Raw genomic sequence first — 5056 nt, forward strand, 5'->3', positions numbered from 1 at the left:
CGTCAGGCCGCAAAGCGTCAAATGAGCGTCACGGCGGAGAGAAAGCGACGGGGCGGCTAGCTGTAGCTAGGCCCTTCCCCGGCAGATCGCGACTGCTTCCTAATGCCGTGCGCATCCCACCCGCCCGTACACAGACCTCCGGGGCCCTGGAGCAGCGCGGGCTGATCAAGGGACCTGGCGTGACAGCGGACACGTCCCCGTGGTGACTGTGGACGGCCACTGCCAACTCAAGCACGGCAAGAATCCCCGGCAGGCCCAGGGCGCCATCGTCTCGATCACCAGGGATCTCCGTTCGCCGGAGGGCATGAACGCCGGCCGGCCCAACCAGGCCGACGCCAGGTCTCCGGATCGATGACCGGTCCATGTAGAGGCGACCGAACTGGGGTTGATGCTGGGGCCGGTCCCAGGGCGCGCAACCGCGGTTTGGGCGAGGCTCTTCGTCCGTGACCGCCCTGCCTCAACCGCCCCCAGCCGCCTGGAGAGTTGTGTGAGTGTGATGTCCCGGGGTCAGGAACTGAACAGCCGTTTTCGTCACCATGTGACGAGCCACCGCGGGCGCTACGCCGTCTATCTGACGGGATGCCTGCTCTTCTCGACCGGTGCCGCCTTCTTCATCCACGCCGATCTGGGCACCGACCCGCTGGATGTCTTCGCCCTCGGGCTGCTGGAACACGCTCCATTGACCATCGGTATCGCCCAGGCACTCGTCGCGGTGGTGTGCCTGGCCGTGTGGGCCGGCTGGAACCGGAGCAGGCCGCCCCTCTCGCCGTTCGTGACGTTCTTCCTCTGCGGCAGCATCATCGACGTGCTCCGCGCCGTGGACGCGGCCGGCCTGGTGCCGATACGGCCCGGCGCGCTCATGCTCGTCGGCGTACTCCTGTGCACCTACGGCTCCGCGCTGATCATCATGAGCGGCATCGGAATCCGCGCGATGGATCTGGTGGCGATCACCATGACTCACCGGTGGCGCTGGCCGTTCTGGGTAGCGAAGGGCAGCCTGGAGCTGATCCTGCTGGTGACCGGCTATCTGCTGGGCGGTCCGGTGGGGCTGGGCACCGTGTGCTTCCTGGTGTTGGTCGACACTCTCATCCAGCCGTGCATGTGGCTGAACGCACGCCTGTTCTCGCTGCGCAACCACGGGCTCGACCGGCCTGTGCCGATATCCGCCCAGCCCGGTCCCGCCACCGTCTGAACGAGAGGGTCTCCCCCATCATGTTGCTCTCCGATGTGTACCTCGCGGGTCTGGGGGCCCGTGTTCCCGAACGGGTCACCACCGAACAGGCCGTAGCCGCAGGCTGGTACGACGCGGCGGAGGCCGAGGCGCTCGGCTGGCGGTCGGTGGCGGTGGCCGGTGAGACACCCGCCCCCGACATGGCGATCGACGCGGCCCGCGAGGCACTGGCTGCGTCCGGTCACGCCGACGCCGACATCGACGTCCTCATACACGTCTCCTGCAACCACCAGGGCCCCGACCTGTGGTCGCCGCAGCACTACGTGCTCCGCCACACCGTGGGCGGCACCATCCCCGCCCTGGAGATACGGCAGGGGTGCAACGGCTTTCTCGCCGCGATGGAGTTCGCGAGCCTCTACCTGGCGGCGTCGGCGGACCGTACGGCTGCGCTGATCACGTCGGCGGACAACTGGGGCGATCCTCTCGTCGACCGGTGGCGGGCCACGCCGGGCGGGCTGTTCGGCGATGTGGCCACGGCGTGCGTCCTGTCCCGGCAGGGCGGTTTCGCCCGGCTCGTCAACGTACGCGCCGTGTCCTTGCCGGAGCTTGAGGAATTGAACCGGGGCGGGGAGCCGCTGTTCCCGCCGGGCTGCACGACCGGTACACGGGTGGATCTGCGCGAGCGCGCCGCCACGTACAAGGGCGGTCAGGACCTGGTCGACGCGGGGCGGCTCATGGGCGAGACCCAGCGGGCGCTGATCGTCGAGACACTGGAGGAGGCCGGGCTCAAGCCGCAGGACATCACGCGGGTGGCCCACCAGTTCGTCGGAGACCGACACGTGCTGGGACGACTGCTCGAACCGTTCGGTGAGGACGCGGCGGACAAGGGCGTGTGGGACTTCGGCCGGGGTGTGGGGCACACGGGGGCGAGCGATCAGAGCAGCGCGCTCCACCATCTGGTGTCGACCGGCGCGCTGTCACCGGGCGACCGGGTGATGCTGCTGGGCGCCGGCGCCGGCATCTCCTTCTCCTGCGCCGTGGTAGAGATCCTCGACGTCCCGGCACCGGCCGACAGGTGACCGTCGCCACATCTGTCCCGTCTGCGAGCGCATGGGCGCTGCGGATGCGGGAACCGGTCGCGGAAACACCGGCTCCGCTGGTGCGCCTGGTGTGCGTCCCGTACGCCGGGGGCGGCGCGGCCGTCTTCCACAGCTGGGCCGCTCAGCTGCCGGCCGCGGTCGAGCCGTGGGCGGTACGCATGCCGGGCCGCGACGCCCGGCTGGCCGAACCGCTGCGGACCGACCTGTGCGCGACGGCGGGCGAACTGGCCGATGCCCTGGCCCCGTCACTGTCCGGGCCGTACGCGTTCTTCGGGCACAGCCTCGGTGCCTTCCTGGCGTTCGAAACGGTACGGGCGCTGCGGGAGCGGGGGGTGCCGGAGCCGGTACTCCTCGCCGTATCGGCCCGCAACGCGCCGCAGGAGCCGACGTACAGAGGCACCGTGCACCAACTGCCCGACGAGGAGTACCTGAACGTACTGGACCGACGCTACGGCGCGATCCCGCCGCTCATCCGCGAGGACGCCCAGATGAGGGCGATGTACCTGCCGATCCTGCGGGCGGACACCACCATGCTGGAGACCTACCGCTACGTTCCGGGGCCCGCACTCAGCTGCCCGGTGATCGCCTACGGAGGCATCGAGGACCCGGAGACGACCGCCGAATCGCTGGCCGGCTGGAGGAAGATGACGCGCGGCGGTTGCACTGAAGTGCTGCTGCCCGGCGATCACTTCTTCCTCCAGCCGTCCCGCGACCGGCTGCTGGCGCACCTGTCCACGGAGGTGCTTCGCGCGCTGGTGCCGTGAGCGCTGTCAGCGCCTGCGTGCCGTGAGCAGGACGTATCCGAGCCCCGGGGTGTAGAACGTGTCGACCTCGGGGTCGAGCATGGCGCGCACGACTTCCTCGCCGGCGATGTCCACCCACTCCTCACGATGTTCCAGCATCATCGTCCGGAGTTGACCGCGCACCGGTTCGGGCACCCTGATGTGCGGCGTCACGTCCGCCATCTCCAGGACGTCGAACCCGGCCTTGGTCAGCAGTGGTTCGTACGTGTCCAGCGTCACCGCGGTGACCAGCGGGTGGATCTCGGACCAGTCCTTACCCGGCTCGTGGAACATGTCGGCGACGACAAGGGTGGCGCCCGGACGCAGCACCCGGGCGGCCTCGGCGACCGCCCGGGGCTTGTCCGGCATGTGGATGAGGGATTCGAAGAACCAGCCCGCGTCGAACGAGGCGTCCGGGTAAGGCAGTTGCTGGGCGTCGGCCTGTTCGAACCGGACACGGTCCGCCAGGCCCGACTCGGCGGCCCGAGCGGTGGCGAGCTCGATCTGGCGAGGGCTGACCGTCACGCCCACGACCTCGACCGGGTGGCCGCCCGCGAGCCGCAACGCCGGCTTGCCGATGCCGCAGCCGATGTCGAGCACGCGCTGACCGGCGTCCGGGGCGAGGCGCTCGATCATCAGGCCCGTCAGGCGTTCGGTGGCTTCCTGGAAGGTGGACGTGTCGTCGGCGTTCTGCCAGTAGCCGACGTGGAGGTTGCTGTCGTTGATGCGTGCGTGGAACTCGCTGAAGGAGTCGTAGAGATCGGCGACGGCTTCGCTGTTGGAGGCGTGCTGCGATGAGGTCATGCGTACCTCTTCTTTGGGTGAGTCGGACGCGGGTCCCGTGGGGTTCGGCTGCGGGTCGCGCTGGGTGGCGGTGCGTGGAGCCGGTTGTGGTCAGGTGGTGTAGTACCAGCTCATGGGGGTGGCGGCGGTCGGCGCAGAGGTCGATGCCAGGTCGGCGGGTTCGACGGCACAGCGGCGGCGGAGCGCGTCCAGCGCGGGAAGGCTTCCGAGTACGTCGTCGAACGGCAGCCCGAAGTCGACGAGGCAGGCGATCTCGTCCGCTCCCACCGCACGCAGCCTCTCGACAGTGGCGGCGCACTTGTCCTCGGTCCCCAGCAGCGAGCGGCGTGTGTAGTAGTCCTCCGCCATGATCTCGGCGAGCCTGTCCTGTTCGGCGGCGTCGGTGCCGCGCGCGTGGCCGCTGACCTTGTCGTCGTTGCGCTTCTGCGTCATGAACGAGGCCAGGTAGCGCTTGACCGGCTCGCGCACCCGGTCCCAGACGGCCTGCTCGTCGTCGCCGAGATAGGTGTGCATGCCCACGGTGACGGTGCCGGTGGCCGGGTCGTGGCCGGCTCGCTCGCGGGCCGCCCGGTAGCGGCCGATGTCCTCCTCCAGTTTCTCCCAGCTCGTGAGCAGCGTGAGGACGTTGAGTCCGCGCTCCCCGGCCTCCGTCCAGGTGTGCGGGTTCGAGGTGTGGACCAGCCACAGGGGCAGCTCCGCCTGGTGCGGACGGGGGTAGGTCCGCACGTCCAGGGTGCTGCCGTCCGGTCCGGGGAAGGCACGGGACTCTCCCCGCCACAGGGCGGCGACCGTGTCGACATGGTCGAGGGTGTACTGCCTGCGCCGCTCGTAGTGGTCCGGGTAGAAGACGAAGTCCCCCTGGTGCCATCCGGTTGCCAGGCAGACACCCGCCCGCCCGCCGGAGAGCTGGTCCACCAGCGACCACTCCTCGACGAGGCGGACCGGGTGGTGGTGGGGCAGGACCACGCTGCCGGCCCGGATCCGCAGGTTCTCTGTGGTGACGGCAAGGGCGGCTGAGAGCACGGCCGGGTTGGGGAAGCTGCCGCCGAACTCCTGGAAGTGGCGTTCCGGGGTCCAGATCGCGGTGAAGCCGCGGCGGTCGATGTAGCGGGCCACGTCGAGGATGAACCGGTACCGGCTGCCGAAGTCGTTGCGGTCGTTGGCGGAGAAGAAGTAGACGCTGAAGTCCATGGGTTTCC

At 69.5% G+C, this 5056-nt stretch carries 6 protein-coding genes; 4 read left to right on the forward strand and 2 right to left on the reverse strand.

Translation table 11 applies throughout. The annotated features are described in order from the left end of the window. Nucleotides 1–199: 199 nt before the first annotated feature. The 4 genes from ACIBLA_RS10055 (at nucleotide 200) to ACIBLA_RS10070 (ending at nucleotide 3035) form a co-directional block, all read left to right on the forward strand. Nucleotides 200–355: a hypothetical protein gene (locus ACIBLA_RS10055; RefSeq protein WP_363241386.1), complete on the forward strand. Its 156-nt coding sequence runs from the start codon at nucleotides 200–202 to the stop codon at nucleotides 353–355. Nucleotides 356–538: 183 nt separating this feature from the next. Then, a complete protein-coding gene (locus ACIBLA_RS10060; protein WP_363241385.1) occupies nucleotides 539–1192 on the forward strand; it encodes a hypothetical protein in 654 nt (217 codons plus the stop codon). A gap of 20 nt (nucleotides 1193–1212) precedes the next feature. Next, a complete protein-coding gene (locus ACIBLA_RS10065; protein WP_399198335.1) occupies nucleotides 1213–2250 on the forward strand; it encodes a ketoacyl-ACP synthase III family protein in 1038 nt (345 codons plus the stop codon). A gap of 44 nt (nucleotides 2251–2294) precedes the next feature. Next, complete coding sequence (locus tag ACIBLA_RS10070) at nucleotides 2295–3035, forward strand: thioesterase II family protein (protein ID WP_399198336.1); 741 nt, start codon at nucleotides 2295–2297, stop codon at nucleotides 3033–3035. A gap of 6 nt (nucleotides 3036–3041) precedes the next feature. On the opposite strand, the gene ACIBLA_RS10075 is transcribed toward ACIBLA_RS10070, so the two are convergent. After that, nucleotides 3042–3857: a methyltransferase domain-containing protein gene (locus ACIBLA_RS10075; RefSeq protein ID WP_363241382.1), complete on the reverse strand. Its 816-nt coding sequence runs from the start codon at nucleotides 3855–3857 to the stop codon at nucleotides 3042–3044. 90 nt (nucleotides 3858–3947) lie between these two features. Beyond that, nucleotides 3948–5048 carry a MupA/Atu3671 family FMN-dependent luciferase-like monooxygenase gene (locus tag ACIBLA_RS10080; protein ID WP_363241381.1) on the reverse strand — a complete coding sequence of 367 codons (1101 nt, stop codon included), beginning with the start codon at nucleotides 5046–5048 and terminating at the stop codon, nucleotides 3948–3950. Nucleotides 5049–5056: the final 8 nt, after the last annotated feature.

This window comes from Streptomyces sp. NPDC050433 (assembly GCF_044458565.1).
GTDB lineage: Bacteria > Actinomycetota > Actinomycetes > Streptomycetales > Streptomycetaceae > Streptomyces.

Coding starts and splice junctions, on each gene's coding strand:
- ACIBLA_RS10080 (WP_363241381.1), bottom strand. CDS start 5,048: ATGGACTTCAGCGTCTACTTCTTCTCCGCCAACGACCGCAACGACTTC.
- ACIBLA_RS10065 (WP_399198335.1), top strand. CDS start 1,213: ATGTTGCTCTCCGATGTGTACCTCGCGGGTCTGGGGGCCCGTGTTCCC.
- ACIBLA_RS10075 (WP_363241382.1), bottom strand. CDS start 3,857: ATGACCTCATCGCAGCACGCCTCCAACAGCGAAGCCGTCGCCGATCTC.
- ACIBLA_RS10070 (WP_399198336.1), top strand. CDS start 2,295: ATGCGGGAACCGGTCGCGGAAACACCGGCTCCGCTGGTGCGCCTGGTG.